Source organism: Providencia sp. LY12, assembly GCF_057621555.1.
This window is the reverse complement of record NZ_CM172594.1, coordinates 1362312-1385128: the sequence shown is the minus strand read 5'-3', so window position 1 is coordinate 1385128 and position 22817 is coordinate 1362312. Positions and strand designations below refer to the sequence as shown.

Here is a 22817-nt window from a genome sequence, read left to right as displayed (position 1 = left end):
ACTGAAATATAAAGTAAAACCTTTCTTTTCGATCATTCCTCATCACAGCCTTATGAAAACCGCATTGACGATAGCGTTATATTGAATATCATCCATCACTGCTAATTTTAAATTCATTCAATATCAATAGATTACTCATTTCAATATGAGCCAATATTGGATTACTGGTGATTATTTAATATGGATATAAAAACGCTTAACTTGGGATGGTGGAACATTGGCATTTCCCCGCCTATCAAACAAAGAAATGAAAAAATAAATGGTGTCATTACGCTAGCAGAAAATTATATTTCTCAATTTTTAAACCAACGAGACTTAGATTTTTTTGCCTTATGCGAAGTTTCAGAAAACGAATCCGTTTTCCTATCTCATATTGCAAAAAAGACAAAACGAATGTTTATTAATTTAAGCAGTAAAGTCAATAACGTTATTATTGATATTGCTATTATTTATAGCTCAGAGAAATTGGAATATGTCAATCACAGTTATTTGACAAAAACACAGCCTGACGGAAAATCATTACGTGCTGGTGTTAAAGCTGTTTTTAAAGAAATAAAAAACAATGATATTATTATTTTTTATTTATCTCATTGGCCATCAAAACTAAGAAACAATGAATCTATCCGTGAGAATATTGCGACTTATATACGCCAAGATATCGATAATATGTTAAGTTTGGATATCAATACTAAAATTATTTGTATGGGTGACTACAATACTCAGCCTTACTCCGTTGCATTAAGAAAAAAACTCTTTGCCACAAGAGATTTTCACATTATTAATAAAAAAAAGCGGTTACTATTCAATCCATTTTGGAAAATATTAGCTGATGGTCAATATAACAACATAGGTACTTACTTTCATAGCAGCCCTTCATTAAATCGCTGGTATGTCTTCGACCAAATGCTTTTTTCTTCTACTTTTGTTTCAACAGAATCAACTGGAATTAAACTTGACATTGATAGTATTGACTGTCACAGAACAATTAATGATAGTAATAATAAAATCATAGATAATATTTATTTAAATAATTTCGATCACTATCCTATTTTTTGCGGATTAAATTATGAATAACCATGATGATATTTTAGCTCTATTAAAAACAGCTCTAGAAAAGTCACTGAATGTAATTGTATTAAAAGAAAACATTGAGAATGAAATAATTTCTATTTTTAAACTAATAGAAAAATCAACAAATAGCATTGTTTGTATCAGCATTGAAAATCAACCTAAAGCAGATACGCTTTCACGGTTAAGCAATTCAGTCTCTAGTTATGACAAAGCTGTCATATTGAATAACAGCGAAAATGATTCCATCAAAAATACGTTATGCGCTTACACCATCAATAGGGAGTTAGGATTTCCTGTTCTAATAAAATATGATAATGAAGAATTTTCATGTAATGACATCAGTACATTAAAAATAACGCTTAAAAATATCATTACTCACCCTAAGTCATCCATGATGATTGCTAATATATTTAAAGGCCGAGATACGTGCTATTGATACACATATTCATCTAAAATTTTAAGTATGGTTCCATTTAACATCCAGAGTACACCTAGTTCCAACAGGATGAACTTGCTATCATTCTTCATTTGATGTGGACTTTAGAAGGAGCTCGTTGTGTCTGACAATGACGTTTTTACACAGTTAACCCAATTACTAAATAGCCAAAATGCAAAATATCGCGTGATGGAACACCCAACGGCGGGAAAATCTGAAGAAGTTGCAAAAATCCGCGGAACGCAGCTAGGTCAAGGCGCTAAAGGGTTAGTCTGTCATGTGAAAGGAAATGGTATTCGCCAGCATGTTTTAGCCATCTTACCTGCTGATCAACAAGCAGATTTAAGTAAAATTGCCAAAGCCATTGGCGGTACTCGTGCCTCATTAGCTAGCCCGAAGGAAGTCGATGAACTCACCCACTGTGTCTTCGGCGCTATCCCGCCATTTAGCTTTCATCCATCACTGAAGCTTATCGCTGACCCCTACCTGTTTACCCGCTTTGATGAACTCGCGTTTAATGCGGGAAGCCTAGAGCGCTCAATTATTCTCAATACCCAAGATTACCAGCGTATCGCGTCACCCACTTTAGTCGAGTTTATTCGCACAGATGATGAATAACTCATCACACTGATTGATTAGGAGCCACCATCATCAGCTGGCTCCTAAATGATACTCAACGCGGTTTATCCAAATAATAGGCAGCAATGGTTTCAACAACAATCTGCTCATTGGGTATAACATCATAATCTGGAATAGTAGCAATGAAATTTACCGTTTGTTTTGGTTTAATTGAGCTAGTCACCCTATAGTTTGTTTCCCCAATAAACACGCCATCCTTCAGTAGTTCAAATCTAATATAGGTCTGATATAAAACAACATTTGAAACATTCGTAATGTTGCCAATTATCTCAGGATAATCCAGTTGATCATTATATTTAATTTCAATCTGACTGATATTAATCGGTGCGGGATATGCGACCGCTTTTTCCGAGGATGCATAAAGAAAAGAAGAAAAATAGCTACTAATAATGGAAACCAACAAAATAGAACGATAAGAAGCCAGTAAATGAAAAATACGACAAGTTAATTTTTTCATAGGCGTTGACTCAAATTAAAACTGCATGAGTTTGATACTGCATGAGCAAACCTAACACCTGACTGCTTAATTAACGTACTCGTATTATGATAATAAAAAAACTGCGGTAGTCACAAAATGATGGGTAATTAATCCTAAAAAGGGCTATCTCGCGATAACCCTTTAAATTGAAAAAATGAATTTTAAGCACTATAAGCCATTAATGAGTTTGGTCATACTGCTCGCTAGCCTCTTTTAAGGCCTGAAAATCCGAACTGCAAATAAACACTTTCAATGCTTCGAATTTATCTTCATGCCATTCATAGATCTTCAACGCTAATAATTGCTCTATTACATCAGGGGAAAAACGCGTATTAATGGGCTTTGCCGGGTTACCACCAACAATGGTGTAAGGCGCCACATCTTTAACCACAACACTGTTTGCCGCAATCACCGCACCTTCGCCTATGTGAACGCCCGGCATGATAAATGCCCGCATTCCAATCCAAACGCCATCGCTAATAATGGTATCGCCTTTACCAATATAGGCTTCTTCAATATGCTCAAGAAAAGGATACAAGCAGAACCAATCTAATCGATGGGTATGATTTCCCCCCATCAAAATAACGGCTTCAGCCCCAATACACACATAATCGCCAATATAGAGTTGGTCTACATTCCAAGCTAATTGCCAATCTCGACTCTGTTCATCGCCTTGCAAATAACGCACGACAGACTGTTCAAAACCGTCATCCCAACAGTCACTATAATAACTGTGGCACCCTTTAATATGGATATTGGGATTTTGAACAACTTCATGTAATAACTGCGTTTTCGACCAATGTTTATTTTTCATGGTAAATAACCTTCAAATCAGTATTTAATTACCATAGAACGCATTCTATGGTGATGTAATTGCGTTCACACTACATCACCGCTAACCGATCCTCGGTTGCTTTAATAATGGATTATTCATCATATCGGTTACTCTATTTTTTCTATTACAGCGGCACGTTTTATACTGGTTTTTCTTGCAACTAATCCGAAAATACATCCCGCTAGCATCACCAGCGCAAGGGATAATTTCGGGGCGATTGGTAACGCAATTGCACATAACCCTAATACTGCGCCACCCGCCATTTGCACGAACCCGACTAATGCCGAAGCCGCTCCGGCTTCATTGCCAAATGGCTCTAACGCATAGCTTGTCGCAGTGCCCATCATAAAGGCAAGCCCTGTACAGGCGCAGGCTACTGGCAGCATATACACTAACCAATGGGTTTGTGTTTCAGGTGAAAGCACCATCAAACCGAATAATAAACCGATGCAGCCGAGTGCCATCATGACACTACCAATAGATAAACACGCTGGACGCCCCATTTTTCGAATGCAGTAATTCGCGATATAACTCGCCAGCATGATCCAGAAACCATTAACACCAAAGACAATTGAAAATGCGAGAGGCGATAGCTTAGCATCCCCCATTAATACGCTAGGAGCTAGAGAGACATACGTCAGCGCCATGCCCATTGCGCCGGCATTGACTAACGCGAAAATCAAAAAATACTCGCTGGTTAAAATTCGAAAATAGCTCTTAAATTGAAGCTTTTTAACCTGCTGTAAACTGGCTGGGCGTGTTTCTGGTAGGAAAAATAGAATCAGCAAGAAAATTGCCACAGCGTAAATCGCCAAGAACCAAAATGGCGCTCGCCATCCCCACGCTTCCGCCAGCAGTCCCCCTAATAAGGGCGCCAAGGCAGGCACAATATTGAGTGTTCCGTTTAAAAAACCAAATGCTCGTGCGGCTTCAGTCCCATTCATACGGTCACGGACACAGCTAAATGCCACCACGGAGGTGCAGCATACAGCCACTCCTTGTAACAACCGGGAAGCAATAAATAACCCTGCCGTCGTTGAAAATGCGGCGACAATGGAGCCAGCCAAATAAATCGCTAACCCAATGATAGCGATAGGCTTGCGACCAAATCTATCGACTAGGGGTCCTGAAATTAGCTGTCCAATCCCTAAGACTAAAATAAATAATCCAATGGTCGATTGGATTATTGACTCGCTACTCCCTAAATCTTTAGCGATAGCAGGAATAGTCGGTAAATACAGGTCTATCCCAAGAGGCCCTAATAGGACTAAAAGTAATAATAAAGCGAGAAATTTATGCATATGACCGATTCTGAACAGGTGAGTTATCGATAGCGATTTTGAAAATGGCTATCGATAATATCAGAATTTCTGTATAGATATCGAATCTTATCGATACTTGGTAATGGCGTGGACGACTTCAGTGCCTCTTATTGGCTGTAAATCATCATTATCAATCAACACACGAATATCTCTTGGTAATAACCTTTCGTTCAATAAACGATTCACGGTACGCTGGTTATCGATCCGATAAATGGTATATCGAATTAATTGGGTAGAGCCTAAATTGTCAAAATAATAATATTCATTCCCTTTTTTCCATACCTGACCAAATCTGTGATGATCTAAATCCCCCACCTTTTCCCAAGGTGCGCTATTCGTCTCATTGAAACGATAAATTTTTGTACTCCGTGAAATTAACCCCGGATTTTTATTGGTTCCCCAAATCTCAGAATCCTGTAGATAATAAGTTTGGTTATTATGAGTGAATACTAAGGGAGCTATTTCCTTTAATTCACCGTCAATAAATGGATTCGCCCCTGCTCGAACAATAATTTCTTTTTCTCTATGATAGAAAAATACGCCATCTTTCGATAAAAATAATGCTTGATTCACATGCTGACCATTACGGCTTATTAGCTGATAAGGAGCGTGCTGCTCAGGAAATACAATATCATTCATCGTAACATTGCCTGATTGCGGATCAATCAAATACCCCTCTTGAAATAAGCCATCCAATATCAAGCTGTATAAACCAGAATGGCTCTTTATTGGCAATTTATATTGGTCATAATAGACGTTCAGATTATCACGATAAAAATGAAGGCTATCTCGTACAGAATTATCATCTTGTAGCGTACCAATATCCTGTAGGCTCGCAGGGTCAGCATCTGGCATATATTCGCCTTGATAAAAAACGCGCTGCCCATCTGTTGCCAAATAACGTGACAATAATGATTGATATGGCGTCGATGATGCAGGAAGTGGTTTCATCGGGTAAATATAGGTTTGCGGTTTATCCCCTAAATCCCAGCCATATAACCAAGACTGAAATAATTCATCCATTGTTGAAAGCTCATAATTCCTTACTGAGCCCATTGAACAATATATGGTCTGATTTCCATCGGTAAAATAGTTATTTCCCAGCGATTTTGCACTGTTCGGATTAAATGCAGGGATTTCCAAGTTTCCACAATAAGCATGGTTTTTATCTATCGCAAACTGGCCCTCATAATAAGTGCCTTCCGGTAATAATTTAAAACTCGCAGGATCGGCATCCTTCATCAGATAAAAGCCATTGCTCGGCACACTCGCATAAACTTTATCATTATAAATAACGTAAATACTGTAACCGACTTTTTCGCCCTTACTGTCGACTTCATGATACGGCTCGTCATTCATCGATAATATCATTCCTGATATAAGCGCTATCGAGACGAGAAGAGTGACGCCAACTACCATTAAACTTATCGTTTTGGATTTCATGCTGTGAAATACCTATTCTGTTTTTTTAATCTATTTTTGTCTGGGTATTCAACGGGAAAAGCGTGAGGAAAGAAATACTCGAAGTCTGAAAGTGTCTAAAAAGTTAAAAATAAAAAAGGCGCTCGATTGAGCACCTTTTTTCACTTACGGAAGATAACCTTGCGGTTTATTCTTACTCCATCCACTCAGTGTGGAAAACGCCTTCTTTATCAGTACGTTTATAAGTATGAGCACCAAAGTAGTCACGCTGCGCTTGGATTAAGTTCGCTGGCAGTACCGCTGAGCGGTAGCTATCGTAGTAAGAGATAGCCGCTGAGAATGTTGGTGTTGGGATACCGTTTTGAACGCCGTAGCAGACAACATCACGCAGAGCTTGTTGGTACTCATCTGCGATTTGCTTGAAGTAAGGTGCTAACAGCAAGTTTGCGATCTGCGCATTGTCATTGTATGCATCAGTGATTTTTTGCAGGAACTGTGCACGGATGATACAGCCAGCACGGAAGATTTTCGCGATTTCGCCGTAGTTCAGATCCCAGTTGTACTCATCTGACGCTGCTTTCAATTGCTGGAAGCCTTGAGCGTAAGAAACGATTTTACCTAAGTAAAGTGCGCGGCGTACTTTCTCGATAAAGACTTTTTTATCGCCTTCAACCGTTTTCAGTACCGGACCGGTTAAAACTTTAGATGCTGCAACACGTTGGTCTTTCAGGAAAGAGATATAACGCGCAAAGACAGATTCAGTGATCAAAGTCAGTGGGATGCCAAGATCTAAAGCACTTTGGCTAGTCCATTTACCGGTACCTTTGTTAGCTGCTTCATCTAAAATCACATCAACCAGATATTTACCTTCTTCATCTTTTTTCTTGAAGATATCCGCTGTAATTTCAATCAGGTAGCTGCTCAGTTCGCCTTGGTTCCACTCAGAGAACGTTTCCGCCAGCTCTTCATTGCTCAGGTTCAGAGAACCTTTTAATAAAGAGTAAGCTTCTGCGATTAACTGCATGTCACCGTATTCGATACCGTTGTGAACCATTTTCACATAATGACCGGCTCCGTCTGGACCAATGTAAGTCACACACGGTTCGCCTTCCGCTTTCGCAGCAATCTCTTTTAAGATTGGGGCAACTAATTCGTAAGCTTCTTTTTGTCCACCAGGCATGATGGAAGGGCCTTTCAGTGCGCCTTCTTCACCACCGGAAACACCTGTACCGATGAAGTTGAATCCTTGTTCTGACAATTCGCGATTACGACGGATAGTGTCTTTGTACAGCGTGTTACCACCATCGATTAAAATGTCGCCTTTGTCTAAATGTGGCGTTAATGCAGCAATAGTTTTGTCTGTTGCTTCACCCGCTTTAACCATCAACAGGATGCGGCGTGGTTTTTCCAGAGAGTCGACAAACTCTTCAATCGTGTAGTTGGGAACTAATTTTTTCCCTGGATTTTCGGCAATGACTTCATCAGTTTTATCTTTTGAACGGTTAAAAATAGAGACTGAATAACCGCGACTTTCGATGTTCAGGGCTAAGTTGCGACCCATGACTGCCATTCCGACAACACCAATCTGCTGCTTTGACATGAAAAACTCCTGTCTGATTAGGACCAAGTCAGCCTCGATTGTGCTGACATTCTGTTAACGGGATCACATGTTAACTCAGGATGATGCTCCATGGTAGTTATTGATGCAATCGATAAACTAATCGAATCATTTTTTGCCAAATATCACGCTACTTGAATGAATTTTTATTGATATTTAAGTCAACAAACCTCATTATTCACCAGTCGGTATAAGCCGTCATATCAGAAGGTAAAACAAACTGTATGGAATGGATCGCAGATCCTTCGATTTGGGCGGGTTTAGCTACCCTAATCGTTCTTGAAATCGTTCTTGGTATTGATAACCTCGTTTTTATCGCCATTCTGGCCGATAAACTCCCAGCTAAACTGCGTGATAGAGCTCGTATCACAGGGTTAACGTGTGCCCTGGTAATGCGTATCATCCTGTTATTCAGCCTTTCATGGTTGATCACGCTGACCCAACCTATTCTAACTCTATTTGAGCATCCATTTAGCGCCAGAGACCTGATAATGCTTATCGGGGGGATATTCCTCTTGTTTAAAGCCACCATGGAGCTAAACGAGCGGTTAGAAGGAAAGGACGAACATACCAATAACCAACGTAAAACCTCCAATTTCTGGGCGGTTGTCGCGCAAATTATCGTATTGGATGCGGTGTTCTCATTGGACTCCGTGATCACTGCGGTCGGTATGGTTGACCATATTGGCGTTATGGTTGCAGCGGTGACTATCGCCATGATGTTAATGATCTGGGCAAGTAAACCACTGACCAGCTTCGTTAATGCGCACCCAACCATCGTCATTTTGTGCTTAAGCTTCTTACTGATGATTGGTTTCAGCCTTGTGGCTGAAGGTTTTGGTTACGCCATTCCAAAAGGTTATCTGTATGCAGCGATTGGTTTCTCTATCATGATAGAGATGCTCAACCAGTTTGCGCAGTTTAACCGCCGTAAATTCTTAAAAGGTAGCCGTCCTCTGCGTGAACGTACCGCAGAAGCTGTCTTACGTATTTTAAGTGGTAAAACTGAACGTGGTGAATTAGACGCAAGAACCTCTGATTTAATCTCCGATAATCAATCTGTGTTTGACCCACAAGAGCGCTTAATGATTGCTCGTGTATTGGGTATGGCGCAACGTAACGTCGAAAGTATTATGACGTCCCGCCACGACGTCGATTATTTGGATATTAACAAATCGTCTGCAGAACTGATTGAACTGATGGAAAAAAATCCACACTCACGTTTTGTTGTTGTCGATGAAAGTATCGGTGATGACCCGATTGGCGTGGTTTATGTGCTGGATTTAGTCAAACAGCAACTTAGTGGTGAACAACTGAATTTACGTGCGCTGGTTACTCAGCCGCTTATTTTCCCTGAAGGTTTATCACTGTTAAAAGCGTTAGAACAGTTCCGTAAAGCACATACCCACTTTGCATTTGTGGTCGATGAGTTCGGCTCAGTCGAAGGTATCGTGACATTAACCGACGTGATGGAAACTATCGCAGGTAATTTACCCGTTGGCGATGAAGAAAATGACTCCCGCCATGACATTCAAAAATTGGACGATGGTACATGGATTGCCAATGGCTTTATGCCACTGGAAGATTTAATTATGTATATCCCAATGGAGCTGGATGATAAGCGCGAGTATGAAACCATCGCGGGTCTTTTAATGGAGCATTTACAACGCGTTCCAGAAGTGGGTGAGCAAGTCGAAATCAATGGCTGTATTTTCCAGCCCCTTGAGGTGAATAGCCATCGCGTGAATAAAGTTTTGATTACACCACCAGCACCAGTAGGTGATGGCTACGATTATGTGGATGACTAATCTTAGTTAATGCAATGTGTGATTAAGACAAGTCACGATTAATACAATCTAAATACCGGCTTTTATCTTAATATTGAGCCGGTATTTTTTTGTCGAAAGAATTGCTGCCGTATAACCATTAATAAAAGTAGTGGCGTTTTTTTAAAGAGAAAATTATTTGCGTGTTGAATAATTCAAATCGTTTAATAACCAATCTTTAATGAGGCTCTACCTATGACTATAATTAATAACACCCAACCAGTTCAACTGCGCCGTGTAAGCACAACGAATTTGGCTGGAAATACAATGACATTTCCGCAGTTAGCAACGAATGTGAAAAATGATTCAATCCAGCACCCTCAAAAGGGGGAAAGTAAAAAAACTGTTCATTTAAAAGAAATTAAAAATCTGAAAAAGGATATTTCAACGGCATTAACACAAATTAAATCTAGCATTGACCGCATGATGGATAGCCGTACGCCATCATGGAAAAAAGACCCTGCAAGCATCAAAAATCAGCTAACAAAACTTACAAGTTCAATCCAAGCATATCAAGACAAATTAGATAGCACTTCATATAAGCATCATCATTCAAAACAAGAAACACTCACAAAACTGAATGCTGCAATTTCAGAAAATAAAAACAAAATTAATACCATTGAAAATGAAATATCGCGCAAGAATGTATCTAATACTGAACTCAGTAAAAATACTAAAATAAATAGAGATATCGCAGCAATAAGAGCACAAGATTACAAGGATTACGGACATAAATAATCTGATTATTGTCTCTATAAATATAGAACCGCTCATTTTTGGGCGGTTCTATACCATCCAAATTACAATGCATTCAATAAATCATTAAGCCCTTTATTTTCTTCTTTTTTCAAGAAGCTACCAATGGCTTCTTTCGCTTGAGTTCGTAGCTCATTACGCAGTAATTTTTCCACATCCAATTGGTACTGTAAGTTATTCCAACCACCATAAATACGCAGTGGAATATTCATACTACGCAACTGCTGAACCAAACGAGAGTCCCCTGCCCATCCGCCAAGAATATTTACGCCTAAATTAACATCGATGGTTTCTTTTGGAATATTCACGCGCCCTTGCCCTGTAATATTCAGCAGTGAAGACGTTGCTTTAAGGGAGGAAATATTCATATTGCCTTTATTGAGATATCCCGACACAGTGAATAAATCCACTTCTGTGAAGCTGTTGGTATCCGTTGGCATATTGATTTTATTAGTGAAACGGGACACCGATTGTTGGATCAATTGCGGAATGTTTAAATCCGCCAATTTAGCACTGCGCAGTGCAAAATTAACCGGTCCTTGCCACTGATTTTTAACCGCATAATCATCGTAGCCAGTACCTGATAACGAAGCATTTAATGAAATAATTCCGCTCAGTTTTTCAGGCATACTAAATGCCTTTAATACCGGAGTAAGATTAATATTATTAAATACAGGTTTTGCTGAAACCTGAGCAGGGATAGCGTTGTAGTTAATGGTCACAGGTAGTGAAAATTGTCCACCAAACGCATTACCCTCTAACTGAGAAATCGTTAAACGTGGTGTTTGGTTATCGCCCTTAATTTTTACCCCGGTCATCGACATGCCGCGATAAATCAATGTGTCCATCGAGACATCAAATTGAGCAGTAAATCCTTTCAATCCCGTTAAATCATACTTCTGCATGTTGGAACCCGAAATAACGGGCTTCACGCCAACACGCTCATTATTACTGACGGTATTTTCAGAAGCTGCATTGGCTGTATTCGATTTACCCGCAGCTGGTGCCTGCCCAATTAACGTATCGAGATTCAAAGTAGGCGAGGATAGATTCACCGTTACATCAGGAATATCGGTTAAATTGACATTGATTGTCCCTACTAATTGGCTGTCATTTGCCTGAATGGCAAGATTATCAAGACTAATCGCCCCTGAATTTGCTTTTGTATACAGAAAGTCTGAGGTGAATTTTCCGCTAATACCATTTTCTGGTAAATCAACACCACTAAGTTGATAATCAAACTGCGTGATTTTTCCACTTACCTGCTGAGATAATTTAGATAAATCGATATCTGATTTAATATCAAAATTAAATTCTTGTTGGTTCTTATTTAAATTACCGCTGAATTTCATCGCAACTTGTTTATCATCACTTTTTTTCAGTGACAGATTAATATTGCGTAGGTTGTATTCATCTTTTGATGTTTGCCAGATAACTAAGCTGTTGGTGATATCAATTTTACTGATATCGAGTAACCATTTGCTTTTATCTGTTGTATCGGAAGGTGCTTGGCTACCGCCAGGGGCAACAGGAGTGTTAACCGTCGTAATCGGTTCACTCTCAGGTGTTTTGCGAATTACCGCCCCATCAATGACAATTTGCTCAACAGACAGTCGATGGGAAATTAGTGGCCATAAATCCACATCTAAGCGCATATTTTCAGCACTTAAAACAGGCTGGCTGGCGTTAGGTGCAGTGACCGAGACGGGACCCGTAATGATGCTCAGTGTTGGCCATACATGCCAACGCATATCACCTTTGAAATCAAGTTGGTAACCACTTTTTTTCTCAACTTGTTGAACGAGGTAGCCTCTAAAATCATTCGGGTTCACTAACATCACTAAAGCTGTTAGCCCCGCTACTACCACCACAAGTAAAATAATCAGCGTCGTTAAAAACCGTTTCATGCATCCCTCTCTTTTACTTTATTTGTCACACCTTTCGCCTGTCATTCCTTGACGCTAGCGATTGCTGACCTCTTCAAACTCCATAGAAGAGGCCGCTCGCTATCTTGCTGTATTAGTCTTGGCTAATACGGCTACCAACAGCACCTTGTTGGTTTTTATATTTTGCATCTTGTCGGCTGTTATAAGGTCTGTCTGCACTGCCTGATAGCGGTTCAAAGCTTAGTGCACCAATTACCATGCCCGGACGTAATGCTAAAGGTAACTTACCTGAGTTATAAAACTCTAACACAATTTGACCACGCCAGCCTGGATCAATCCGGTGGGCTGTGACGTGAACCATTAGTCCAAGTCTTGCTAGTGAAGAGCGCCCATCTAACCAACCGACTAAATTGTCGGGCAGCGTGACGGATTCTAGCGTAACTGCCAGAGCCAATTCACCAGGGTGAAGGAAGAAAGGCTCGTCCTCTTTAAGAACAATTTCATCGCTCATCACACGGTCTAATGCCGCATTGACTTCATCTTTTGGTCCACTAAGATCAATAAATGCCGCAGTATGTCCACGAAAAACACGAAATTGGTTCCCAAGACGAACATCCGCGGTCGCTCCGTTGATCCGTTCAATCGGTGGACGCGGGCTAATAACAAGTCGACCTTCATCCATCCACTGAATTATATCGCGGTCACAAAGACGCATGATCACTTTCCCCCTTCATTATTTATATATTTATGGCAGCTTATCGCTGGTGATATTTGACGCTATCAGTCCTGACAGAATTCACCAATTTTCGCTTTCAAAATATCAATCGCCACACGGTTTTTACCGCCACGAGGTACGATAATATCGGCATATTGTTTCGATGGTTCAATAAATTGTAAGAACATTGGGCGAACCGTTTTATTGTACTGTTCAATCACGGAGTCTAATGTTCTTCCTCTCTCATTAACATCACGTTTAATACGGCGCATTAAGCAGATATCCAGCGGCGTATCCACAAAAATAGAGAAATCCATCTCTTCACGTAAACGCTTGTCTGTTAATAATAGGATACCTTCAATAATAATGACCTTTTTTGGTTTAAAACTGACGGTTTGCTGTTTGCGAGTATGAGCGACATAGTCATACTGAGGAATTTCGACGGCTTGACCACTTTTCAGTGCTTTGAGGTGTTCATAAAGTAAACTGTGATCCATTGAATTTGGATGGTCATAATTCACTTTGAGTCGTTCTTCCATAGGAATATCTGTTTGATCTTTATAGTAACAGTCTTCTGGAATAACACCGATATTATGATCACCAACCTTTTCTCTTAATTCCCGATATAAGGTGCTTGCAATTAGGCTTTTGCCAGATGCAGAAGCGCCCGATATACCTACAATGGTACAGTGATGCGATATGTCAGTCATAAAATGGTAACCTGGTTAAAAATTTTAGAAATGAAGTGCATAACATCATAGTGTTATGGTTGGCGGGAATTATAGGGTGTAATGGTGCGCTGTACCAGTCTATCTCGTCAAAGACTGATAAAAAAACGCACCCAATTTTTATTCTTCAAAGCGTAAGCTTCGCGCTAAGCTTAAAACTGTTTGCGCCCTTCTAAAGCTGCAATTCGGTTCTCTATAGAAGGATGGGTTGAAAACACAGAATCCCCCTTATTAAAGATATATGCCGCCTGTCTGTATGCTTGTCCGGTGCTTTCATCATCATAATCATGCTTTTGATGATCCCCTGAAATTTTCTTCAAAGCACTAATCATTGCTTGGTTATCAGAGGTTAAATCCACCGCTGCCGCATCCGCCATATACTCACGGGTACGCGATAAATAAAAATAAAGTACTTTGGTAATAATTGGCAACACGATATTCATCAATAATAAAATGGTTTGTGCTTTATTCGCTGAATTATTACGACTACGTCCTGCTGAGCGAATAAACACTTGAGCAAAAACGTTCGTTACCGTCAAAATAACATTCGCTAAAATACCCACATACAGCGTTAATTTAGAATCACCGTGGATAATATGTCCCACTTCATGGGCCATTACCGCTTGAACTTCTTGGCGATTTAGCGTCTGTAACAAACCACGCGTGACGCCGACTAATGCATTACGAGAATTCCAGCCAGCCGCAAATGCATTGGGTTCGTCAGTATCTAAAATATACAGACGCGGAACATAACGTAATGTCGCGCTTAAGCTCAGCTCTTCCAAGATATTGAATAGCTGTCTTTCTTCAGGTGTTGAAGCGCCTTCTTGGGTGATTTCCTTCGCATTCATTCCGGCAAGCATCAATTTATGCCCGAAGAAATGAATATAAAGTAGACCTAAAAATGTCAGTCCAAGAATAATAAAGGTTGCCACAGGCAGTTGTTGTAATGTCGCAAATGCTATCAGGTTTGAGGTAAAATCCATTCTCTCATCTGGATGGGTTGCGGTATCCGCCAGCAAACCAATCACTAGCATCAGCACAATATAACTCAGCACAACTAACCGAGTACGGATATTGTTTTTACGTATAACGTTTCTGTAATCCATAATAAAACCCTGCCAATGGCAACATCCATTTAATCGAAATTAATGCGACGAGACTCTTCCGTTTTGATGTCAGCTTCGTCTAAACGCCAATATTCTTTATTAATTTTCAAGCTAGGAATAATGCCAACAATTAATGCGGCAGGCATAGAAGCGATATACGCGTTATACGTTTCTAATGAACGGTTATAACCACGTTTAGCAAAAGAGAGTTTATTTTCAGAAGAGACGATCTCTTCTTGTAAATTTGCCATGATCGCATCCGATTTTAGCTCTGGATACGCTTCAACTGCTACATTGATGGCACCGCTGCTAACCATCTTGGACAGCGCATCTTCCGCTTCACGGGCTTTATCCCCCATCGCATTTTGTGCTTGGCTTCTTAGCTCGGTAATTTTAGTGAAGACTTCTGTTTCATGGCTTAAATATTTTTTCACCGTCGCCAGTAAACTATCAAATACTTTACCGCGGCGATCTAATTGAACTGAAATCTCAGTTTCGCTAGAAACGACAGCTTCACGTAGTGCAACGATGCGGTTATAAAAATAAATAACAATCAGCACCAATACGACAATAAAAATTAAAAATTTCATAATCACCTTTTAGGCATTCGCCAACGGAATAAAGACTGAATTTTCTATATCGTTAATTTTCAGGCTAGGAAATTCACTTATGCGACATTCTACGCAGCCTACAACAATAAAGGAACAGTTTGAGAAGAAATCAGAACAATCAAAGAATCGGATTTTATGGCAATAAAAAAGGCTACTTAGTCATTACTGACCAAATAGCCTTTATCGATACCATTTAATTACACGGCGCGGAAAGAGATTTCCGTCGGGATCTTATCCCCTTCCCAATACATCAATGCAGAGATGTTAGACGCAATTTCGCGATAGATATCGGCGAACTCGCCTTCAGGGTCGCGCATTACGGTCGGCTGACCACGGTCTAAGTCTTCACGTAATGAAATATGCAGCGGAACCTGACCTAGCAGTTTGGTATTGTATTTTTCAGCCAGTTTTTCTGCACCGCCGGTACCGAAAATAGGCTCTACATGACCACAGTTACTGCAAATATGTGCGCTCATGTTTTCAACAACACCCAGCACAGGCACGTTCACTTTTTTGAACATGACAATCCCTTTCATCGCATCCACTAAGGCAATATCTTGCGGCGTGGTCACAACCACTGCGCCTGTCACAGGAATATTTTGTGACAGAGTCAGTTGGATATCACCCGTTCCTGGTGGCATATCGATAACGAGATAATCCAGATCTGGCCATAGCGTATCTTGTAGCATCTGCATCAAGGCTTTACTTGCCATTGGACCACGCCATACCATCGCGTTGTCGTCAGTGACTAAGTAACCAATGGAGTTAGTGGCTAAGCCATACGCCATAATCGGTGCCATGTGCTGACCATCTGGAGACGTTGGGCGTTCCAGTGTAGTGCCCAGCATATTCGGAATTGAAGGACCGTAGATATCCGCGTCGAGGATACCGACTTTTGCGCCTTCTTGTGCCAATGCTAACGCTAAGTTCACGGAAGTACTGGATTTACCCACACCACCTTTACCTGAACTCACCGCAAGAATATTACGCACACCGTTGATGCCCGGTAAATCGTTGGCGCGCTTCAGAGTGGTAATATCGTGGCGTAATTTCCATTCTACGGCGTGAGCACCCGTCAATTGCTTTAATTCAGCCGTTTTTTCGCTGATCAGCGTTTGGAATGGGCCTTTCCAGACAAATGGCATAACTAATTCGACATGCAACACATTGTCCAACAGCGCACAACGATGCAATGCTTTGATTGAAATCAGATTGCGCTTGAGAGTTGGGTGTGTAAATGAAGCCAAAACAGTGGAGACTTGTTCAGTCAGCAGTTCTGGTTTGTTCTGCTCGGGGGATTTATCGTTCATCCCGGCTCCTTTATTTTCTTTTTTGTAACTACACATTTTTGACTACGTTGCATGATAGCAGAGAACGAAAAAAATAGTGACCGCCTAGCGAATGAAAAACCACAAACAGTAAAAATTTGTTTCCACCTAGTGTTTTTTCCTAATAATTGCCGATTAATATTTTATTGCCCTAGCGACATTTTTATTGATCGGTTAACATCAAAGACCCTTTATTAATAATGGAAGTAAGAAAGTTACTATGTCTCAAGTCGCGAATAAATTACTGGTAACCTGTGCGTTACCATATGCTAACGGTTCAATCCATCTCGGTCATATTCTGGAGCATATTCAGGCTGATATTTGGGTCCGTTATCAGCGAATGCGCGGCAAAGAGGTTCATTTCATCTGTGCTGACGACGCGCACGGAACACCGATCATGCTAAAAGCTCAGCAATTATGTATTACGCCTGAAGAAATGATCGCTGCAATGAACCAAGAGCATCAGGACGATTTTGCAGGCTTCCAGATTAGCTACGATAACTACCACTCAACCCATAGCGAAGAGAACAAACAGTTATCTGAACTGATTTATGGCAAGTTAAAAAGTAATGGTTTTATTAAAAACAAAACCATTTCACAGCTTTACGATCCAGAAAAAGGCATGTTCCTGCCTGACCGTTTCGTAAAAGGTACTTGCCCGAAATGTAAAGCGGAAGATCAATACGGCGATAACTGTGAAGTCTGTAGCGCAACCTATAGCCCAACTGACCTGATCAACCCACGTTCAGTGGTTTCAGGTGCAACGCCAGTTATCCGTGAAACTGAACACTTTTTCTTTGATTTACCTGCATTTAGCGACATGCTGCAAGCATGGACTCGCTCTGGCGCACTGCAAGAGCAAGTTGCTAACAAAATGCAAGAATGGTTTGAATCTGGCTTACAACAGTGGGATATCACCCGTGATTCCCCGTATTTCGGTTTTGAAATTCCAGATGCACCAGGTAAATATTTCTACGTTTGGCTGGATGCGCCAATCGGCTATATGGGCTCGTTTAAAAACCTGTGCGATAAACGCAGCGATTTAAACTTTGATGAATTTTGGAACAAAGATTCCAAAGCGGATCTTTACCACTTTATCGGCAAAGATATCGTCTATTTCCACAGCCTATTCTGGCCAGCCATGTTAGAAGGCAGCAACTACCGTAAACCAACTAACCTGTTTGTTCACGGTTATGTCACCGTTAATGGTGCAAAAATGTCTAAGTCTCGCGGCACATTCATTACCGCTCGCGCATATTTAGATCATTTCGATGCTGACTGCCTACGTTATTACTATGCAGCCAAACTCTCTTCACGCATCGACGATATCGACTTGAATTTAGAAGATTTTGTACAGCGTGTGAATAGCGATATCGTTAACAAAGTGGTGAATTTAGCTTCACGTAACGCAGGTTTTATTGCTAAACGTTTTGCTGGAAAATTATCAGCAAACTTAGCCGAGCCCGCGCTATACCAACAATTTGTTGATGCTGCAAAAGTGATTGGTGACGATTTCACTAATCGTGAATATGGCAAAGCCGTGCGTGAAATTATGGCATTAGCGGATATTGCAAACCGCTATGTGGATGAGAAAGCACCTTGGGTCGTAGCTAAACAAGAAGGTAAAGACCAAGAACTGCAAGATATCTGCTCGATGGGTATCAACTTATTCCGAGTATTAATGACTTACTTGAAACCAATTCTGCCAAGCTTAACCAAGCGCGTGGAAGAGTTCCTGAAAGTTGAATTAACGTGGGATTCCATCAACACGCCATTACTGAACCACGACGTAGCGCCATTTAAAGCGTTATTTAACCGTATTGAATTAGCAAAAGCGGAAGCAATGGTAGAAGCGTCCAAACAAAGTGCTCAGCCAGTTAAGCAGTTGACCGGCCCTCTGGCGGATGACCCAATTCAAGAGACCATCACATTCGATGATTTCGCTAAAATTGACTTGCGCATTGCGCTGATCAAACAAGCAGACTTCGTTGAAGGCTCAGATAAGCTACTGAAGTTACAGTTAGATATCGGTGGTGAAACTCGCCAAGTATTCTCTGGTATCCGTAGCGCTTATCCAGATCCAAAAGTCCTGGAAGGTCGTTTAACCGTGATGGTGGCAAACCTTGCTCCACGTAAAATGCGCTTTGGTATCTCCGAAGGTATGGTGATGGCAGCAGGTCCTGGTGGTAAAGACATTTACCTACTGAGCCCAGATAATGGCGCGCAACCAGGTATGCAAGTTAAATAAGCCATTGATTGTCGCTCTGAAATTTGAGCAACAAACTTAGCCAATATCAGTACAAAACGGAGCCACTTTAGTGAGCTCCGTTTTTTTATGGGTTTTTATTTGTGATCTCTGGCACAATTTTCAAGTTAATTGTATGATGAATGCCTGTCGAGTAATAGGACAAATCCCATGTCATTAAAACAAGTATTGAACACCGGATGGCAATATTTGCGAGCCTTCGCAATACTTTACCTCTGCCTGATCATCGGAAATGTAATTTCCAAACTGCTTCCTTTTTCCATTCCCGGCAGTATTGTCGGAATGTTGCTGCTGTTTGTTTTGCTAGCATTACAGATAGTCCCTGCTCACTGGGCAAAACCTGGATGTAGCATCCTGCTGAAAAACATGACGATTTTATTCGTTCCCATCGGTGTGGGGATTATGAATTATTATGATTTACTCAGCCAACAGATGATCCCGATTGTCGTCTCTTGTATTGCCAGTACGCTTATTGTCATGATTGTTGTCGCGGTCAGCTCAAACTATATCCATAAAGAGCGCCCTATCGTGGGTGTGAAGCCTGATGAAATTCCTCTTCCTCCTGAAGAACCCATTTCTTCAACCATCAATAATGATAAAACCAAGGGGAAAGAGTGATGTTAGAACATATTTGGTGGTCACTGCCATTAACTATCGTTGTTTTCTATTTGGCGAGAGCGCTGTCAATTAAGTGCAAATTGCCCATTCTGAACCCATTATTGTTAACTATCGCGATTATTATTCCGCTACTGATCCTGACGAACACCTCTTATGAGCACTATTTTGCGGGCAGTAAAATACTCAATGATTTATTACAGCCGGCCGTTGTCGCCCTCGCCTTTCCGCTCTACGAGCAAATGCACCAGATTAGAGCACAGTGGAAATCCCTATTTAGTATCTGTTTTGCTGGCAGTATTGTGGCGATGTTTACGGGGGCAACTATTGCACTGTGGCTAGGGGCTACACCGGATATTGCAGGTTCAATATTACCTAAGTCGGTCACAACACCAATAGCCATGGCAGTTGCCGATTCAGTCGGAGGCATCCCAGCAATTAGTGCCGCTTGCGTACTTTTTGTCGGGATTTTAGGGGCGATGTTCGGTCATAGCCTATTTGATGTTTTGCGTATTCGCACCCATGCATCACGAGGCTTGGCGATGGGTACCGCTTCTCACGCTTTGGGAACTGCGCGTTGTGCGGAAGTTAACTATATTGAAGGGGCTTACAGTTCATTAGCGTTAATGACCTGCGGGGTGATCACCTCGTTAATTGCGCCTTTTATCTTCCCTGTTATTCTTCACTTATTTAGCTAAACTAAATCAATAAGAGAGGTTATTTACCTCTCTTATGCAAATTTCAGTGTAAAAACTTGAGATACATCTCTCATTTAATGAATTTGTTTCATTGATTGCATTCATGAAGTGATCGCGATCACATCCAATCACCCTATTAATTGAATAGAATGAAAACAATTAAATAGGGAGGGTTACTCATGCATTCAAGATTCAAGGCCGCTTGGGCCGAACTTCCAGAAAAGTTACAGTCTGTCCTAAAGCCTATTATGGACAAACCCGATTTCTCAGCTATGTTGACCGCTGAGCAAGTTAAGCATATTAAAGCTGAGAGTGGATGCACGGACAGCGAACTCGCTTTTTCATTATTACCTTTCGCAGCGGCTTACGCTGTCACACCAATTTCTCGCTTTAATGTAGGCGCAATCGCTTGCGGGATCAGCGGTAATATCTATTTCGGCGCAAATATGGAATTTAACCATGTTTCTATTGGTCAAACTATCCATGCTGAACAATGTGCCATTACCCATGCGTGGTTAAAAGGCGAAAAGCAATTAACCTCAATTACCGTCAACTACACACCTTGTGGTCACTGCCGACAATTTATGAATGAGCTGCGTGAAGGCGGTAAGATCATGGTGCATTTACCAAAACGCCAAGCCGCGACACTTCATGATTATTTACCTGATTCATTCGGTCCATCGGATCTGAATATCACCACATTGCTGCTCGACAATGTTAACCATGGTTATCAAAACCAAAGTCGCGATAGATTGTTATCTGCTGCGGTTGAAGCTGCGAACCAATCTCACGCACCATACAGCGAATCTCACTCCGGTATTGCTGTGCAGTTAAAAGATGGCTCTCTGTTTACAGGTCGTTACGCTGAAAATGCTGCGTTCAACCCAAGCTTACCACCATTACAAGCTGCGCTAATTATGGTGAATTTAGCGGGTAAAGATATTCATGCTATTGAGCAAGCAGTGTTAGTGGAAAAACAAGATGCAACGGTGCAGCAGTGGTGTACAACAGAAAATACCTTGCACGCGTTAGGTTGCCAAAAAGTGGAGCGTATTTATTTGGATGACTCCATTTAAACGCTATTTCATTTAAACCATATTTAACTGAAAACAAATTAAATATTTCAAGATAATAACGGCGGTTATTGTGAGTTTATCAACTTCAATAACCTCCGTTTTTTATTAAAACGTTATTGAGTGTTAATAAAATTAAAATGAGAATCTGGATGATGAGCTGCTATAGCCACCACTGTGCATACTCGGGGCCTGAGGCACCCTAAAATCTCTATCAAACGAGCTTGATGAGTGGTCCATGGAAGACATATGGTCTCTTAAGCTATCAACGGTTCGATCCGTTTGACACTCACCTATTTGAAAATCATTCGGTCTATATACACTCATTGGGTATCCTCGGTGTTCTGAAGCCGTTATTTCAAATGGTGAATGATTATTGGAATAGCCAGCAAAAGGAATGTTGCCAATAACATCATCTATCATGGCATTGTGTTTATTAACATTGGGGCTGTAATTGACCGATGGAGAATCAAATAATCCGGTTTCTGGCAATATATAGGCAGGGCGTTCAAGGTAATATTCAGAAAGGCGATCTTTGTGCTCAAAATCCGTTTGTCCAACCCAATCAGTCTGTATTGAATATTTATTAATGTTTTCAGATGGGTAATCCCAAAATGATAGTCGATTAGTTCCTCTATCAATTAATGGATTTCCCGTTTCATATGCTAATGCTAGAGCTTCATTAAGATCGATTCTTAGTGAAGGCGGTTCAAAAAAACCATACGTTTTTTTAAAAGTTAATGTCACGGTATCTACTGCATTGTCTATGTCTATCACTCTTCTCATCCAGCGATGGGTTTGCAATTGTTTATTTGCAGGCGCATCATATAAACTTTCAAACATAATATTCATAGTGCTTAAACTTAATTCGGCCTCCTTTTCCGTATCACCTACAGCATCCAGCGCTTTTTGCCAGTATACCTCTCTATCTTTTTCATCAGGGATGACATTAAAGACAGGTTGTAAAGTCCACGCTTCCGCGGGTAATTTTTATTTTTTAAAAACACGCTCATGAAATGCCATTGCTTCTTTATAATTAATATCTCCTGTTATCTCTGTAACACCATTTTTAAGTCTACTCCTTTGCTCATATATATAAGCATAAGCCATATCAAAACGTATTTTTTCAAGTTTAGTCTCATTGCATATTTGACCATTTTCAATTATAACTTCTTCTAAGTAGTTCAATGCAAATTTACCTGAAAAAGAATCGCCTTTGACAACGCTATTTGCTAGTAATGCATATCGGTCACCTTTACTAGCAAAGTATTCATACATTAACTCAGGTCTTTTAGTTAATATTAAAATCTTTAAAGCTTTTGATGTATCAGTCCACGTTAATGCTACACTTCCTTGTCTATTGACTTCATTATTCATATGTAAAC

General features: G+C 40.5%; 22 protein-coding genes. 9 read left to right on the top strand and 13 right to left on the bottom strand.

Going from position 1 to position 22817, the window contains the following annotated elements; translation table 11 throughout:
• Positions 1–180: 180 nt before the first annotated feature.
• From ACY3ZI_RS06310 to ACY3ZI_RS06300, 3 genes are all read left to right on the top strand, one after another.
• On the top strand, positions 181–1074 hold the full coding sequence (locus ACY3ZI_RS06310; RefSeq protein WP_211885005.1) for an endonuclease/exonuclease/phosphatase family protein: 894 nt from the start codon (positions 181–183) through the stop codon (positions 1072–1074).
• Entirely contained in the window at positions 1067–1507 is a 441-nt protein-coding gene (locus ACY3ZI_RS06305) for a hypothetical protein (RefSeq protein ID WP_211885004.1), read from the top strand. The genes ACY3ZI_RS06310 and ACY3ZI_RS06305 overlap by 8 nt, the downstream gene beginning before the upstream one ends.
• A gap of 189 nt (positions 1508–1696) precedes the next feature.
• The gene (locus ACY3ZI_RS06300) at positions 1697–2125 is read left to right on the top strand and encodes a YbaK/prolyl-tRNA synthetase associated domain-containing protein (protein WP_249215424.1); all 429 of its coding nucleotides are present in this window, start codon (positions 1697–1699) and stop codon (positions 2123–2125) included.
• Positions 2126–2180: 55 nt separating this feature from the next.
• Here the strand turns inward: ACY3ZI_RS06300 and ACY3ZI_RS06295 are convergent, their stop codons facing one another.
• The 5 genes from ACY3ZI_RS06295 to gndA all read right to left on the bottom strand — a co-directional run bounded on the left by ACY3ZI_RS06295 (position 2181) and on the right by gndA (position 7803).
• Positions 2181–2603, bottom strand: a complete 423-nt coding sequence (locus ACY3ZI_RS06295; RefSeq protein WP_211885002.1) for an FxLYD domain-containing protein — start codon at positions 2601–2603, stop codon at positions 2181–2183.
• A gap of 199 nt (positions 2604–2802) precedes the next feature.
• Positions 2803–3438: a CatB-related O-acetyltransferase gene (locus ACY3ZI_RS06290; RefSeq protein WP_487376511.1), complete on the bottom strand. Its 636-nt coding sequence runs from the start codon at positions 3436–3438 to the stop codon at positions 2803–2805.
• A 128-nt stretch (positions 3439–3566) separates the two neighbouring features.
• Positions 3567–4760 carry a multidrug effflux MFS transporter gene (locus ACY3ZI_RS06285; RefSeq protein WP_487376509.1) on the bottom strand — a complete coding sequence of 398 codons (1194 nt, stop codon included), beginning with the start codon at positions 4758–4760 and terminating at the stop codon, positions 3567–3569.
• A gap of 87 nt (positions 4761–4847) precedes the next feature.
• Positions 4848–6140 (bottom strand): DKNYY domain-containing protein, encoded by a 1293-nt coding sequence (locus ACY3ZI_RS06280; protein WP_487376508.1) that lies wholly within the window; start codon positions 6138–6140, stop codon positions 4848–4850.
• 256 nt (positions 6141–6396) lie between these two features.
• Entirely contained in the window at positions 6397–7803 is a 1407-nt protein-coding gene (gene gndA / locus ACY3ZI_RS06275; RefSeq protein ID WP_108478980.1) for an NADP-dependent phosphogluconate dehydrogenase, read from the bottom strand.
• A gap of 242 nt (positions 7804–8045) precedes the next feature.
• Here gndA and ACY3ZI_RS06270 point away from each other — a divergent pair, with 242 nt between their 5' ends.
• Together ACY3ZI_RS06270 and ACY3ZI_RS06265 are read left to right on the top strand one after the other, a co-directional pair.
• Positions 8046–9629 carry a TerC family protein gene (locus ACY3ZI_RS06270; protein WP_036949673.1) on the top strand — a complete coding sequence of 528 codons (1584 nt, stop codon included), beginning with the start codon at positions 8046–8048 and terminating at the stop codon, positions 9627–9629.
• Positions 9630–9842: 213 nt separating this feature from the next.
• The gene (locus ACY3ZI_RS06265) at positions 9843–10385 is read left to right on the top strand and encodes a BAR domain-containing protein (RefSeq protein WP_487376504.1); all 543 of its coding nucleotides are present in this window, start codon (positions 9843–9845) and stop codon (positions 10383–10385) included.
• 62 nt (positions 10386–10447) lie between these two features.
• On the opposite strand, the gene asmA is transcribed toward ACY3ZI_RS06265, so the two are convergent.
• The 6 genes from asmA to apbC all read right to left on the bottom strand — a co-directional run bounded on the left by asmA (position 10448) and on the right by apbC (position 16762).
• Positions 10448–12310, bottom strand: a complete 1863-nt coding sequence (gene asmA, locus ACY3ZI_RS06260; protein WP_487376502.1) for an outer membrane assembly protein AsmA — start codon at positions 12308–12310, stop codon at positions 10448–10450.
• A gap of 112 nt (positions 12311–12422) precedes the next feature.
• Positions 12423–13004: a dCTP deaminase gene (gene dcd / locus ACY3ZI_RS06255; protein WP_211884996.1), complete on the bottom strand. Its 582-nt coding sequence runs from the start codon at positions 13002–13004 to the stop codon at positions 12423–12425.
• A gap of 65 nt (positions 13005–13069) precedes the next feature.
• Positions 13070–13714: a uridine kinase gene (gene udk / locus ACY3ZI_RS06250; RefSeq protein ID WP_036949681.1), complete on the bottom strand. Its 645-nt coding sequence runs from the start codon at positions 13712–13714 to the stop codon at positions 13070–13072.
• 170 nt (positions 13715–13884) lie between these two features.
• Positions 13885–14841 (bottom strand): zinc metalloprotease HtpX, encoded by a 957-nt coding sequence (gene htpX, locus ACY3ZI_RS06245; protein WP_211884995.1) that lies wholly within the window; start codon positions 14839–14841, stop codon positions 13885–13887.
• A gap of 29 nt (positions 14842–14870) precedes the next feature.
• Positions 14871–15431 (bottom strand): LemA family protein, encoded by a 561-nt coding sequence (locus tag ACY3ZI_RS06240; protein WP_487376500.1) that lies wholly within the window; start codon positions 15429–15431, stop codon positions 14871–14873.
• A gap of 218 nt (positions 15432–15649) precedes the next feature.
• Positions 15650–16762, bottom strand: a complete 1113-nt coding sequence (gene apbC / locus ACY3ZI_RS06235; RefSeq protein WP_006662269.1) for an iron-sulfur cluster carrier protein ApbC — start codon at positions 16760–16762, stop codon at positions 15650–15652.
• A 238-nt stretch (positions 16763–17000) separates the two neighbouring features.
• Here apbC and metG point away from each other — a divergent pair, with 238 nt between their 5' ends.
• The 4 genes from metG (at position 17001) to cdd (ending at position 21435) form a co-directional block, all read left to right on the top strand.
• Positions 17001–19028, top strand: coding sequence for a methionine--tRNA ligase (gene metG, locus ACY3ZI_RS06230; RefSeq protein WP_211884993.1), 2028 nt, complete (start codon positions 17001–17003; stop codon positions 19026–19028).
• Positions 19029–19196: 168 nt separating this feature from the next.
• Positions 19197–19664 carry a CidA/LrgA family protein gene (locus ACY3ZI_RS06225; protein WP_132494380.1) on the top strand — a complete coding sequence of 156 codons (468 nt, stop codon included), beginning with the start codon at positions 19197–19199 and terminating at the stop codon, positions 19662–19664.
• A complete protein-coding gene (locus ACY3ZI_RS06220; RefSeq protein ID WP_036949690.1) occupies positions 19664–20359 on the top strand; it encodes a CidB/LrgB family autolysis modulator in 696 nt (231 codons plus the stop codon). Before ACY3ZI_RS06225 ends, ACY3ZI_RS06220 begins: the two co-directional genes overlap by 1 nt.
• Positions 20360–20538: 179 nt before the next feature.
• Complete coding sequence (gene cdd / locus ACY3ZI_RS06215) at positions 20539–21435, top strand: cytidine deaminase (protein WP_487376497.1); 897 nt, start codon at positions 20539–20541, stop codon at positions 21433–21435.
• 132 nt (positions 21436–21567) lie between these two features.
• Here the strand turns inward: cdd and ACY3ZI_RS06210 are convergent, their stop codons facing one another.
• Both ACY3ZI_RS06210 and ACY3ZI_RS06205 read right to left on the bottom strand, forming a co-directional pair.
• The gene (locus ACY3ZI_RS06210; RefSeq protein WP_487376495.1) at positions 21568–22284 is read right to left on the bottom strand and encodes a hypothetical protein; all 717 of its coding nucleotides are present in this window, start codon (positions 22282–22284) and stop codon (positions 21568–21570) included.
• Positions 22285–22422: 138 nt separating this feature from the next.
• Positions 22423–22809 (bottom strand): hypothetical protein, encoded by a 387-nt coding sequence (locus ACY3ZI_RS06205; RefSeq protein WP_487376493.1) that lies wholly within the window; start codon positions 22807–22809, stop codon positions 22423–22425.
• Positions 22810–22817: the final 8 nt, after the last annotated feature.